Origin of the sequence: Phaeospirillum tilakii (assembly GCF_042683125.1) — a bacterium.
Lineage (GTDB): Bacteria > Pseudomonadota > Alphaproteobacteria > Rhodospirillales > Magnetospirillaceae > Phaeospirillum > Phaeospirillum tilakii.
The window spans coordinates 1-605 of sequence record NZ_JBHUIY010000117.1 but is presented as its reverse complement, the minus strand read 5'-3'; the positions used below and the strand labels follow the sequence as shown (position 1 = coordinate 605).

General features: G+C 66.0%; 1 protein-coding gene. It reads left to right on the top strand.

Annotated elements, in window-relative coordinates:
- The coding region (gene nrdD, locus ACFSNB_RS18770; protein WP_377319348.1) for an anaerobic ribonucleoside-triphosphate reductase at window positions 1-605 on the top strand (605 nt) is incomplete at both ends.

The window sequence follows — 605 nt, the reverse complement described above, 5'->3', positions numbered from 1 at the left end:
CACATCGATGACGGGCTGTTCCCCTACACCCGGCGTTACCTCGGCACCCTGCGCAACCATTTCTCGACCATCGGCATCAACGGCGTCAACGAGCTGATCCGCAACTTCACCGCCGACGCCGAGGACATCACCTCCGCCTGGGGCCATGATTTCGCGCTGCGGCTGATGGACCATGTCCGCGCCCGCATCGTCGCGATCCAGGAGGAGACCGGCCACCTCTACAATCTGGAGGCGACCCCGGCCGAGGGCACCACCTACCGCTTCGCCCGCGAGGACCGCAAGCGTTTCCCCGGCATCCTCCAGGCCGGCCCGGCCGACCAGCCCTATTACACCAACTCGACCCAGTTGCCGGTCGGCTTCACCGACGATCCGTTCGAGGCGCTGGAGCGCCAGGACGCGTTGCAGCGCAAATATACCGGCGGCACCGTGCTCCACCTCTACATGGGCGAGCGGATCTCCTCGGCCGAGGCCTGCAAGAAGCTGGTCCGCCGCGCCCTGGAGAATTTCCGGCTGCCCTATCTGACCGTGACGCCGACCTTCTCGATCTGCCCCAAGCACGGCTACATCCCGGGCGAACATCCGTTCTGCCCCAAATGCGACGCCGA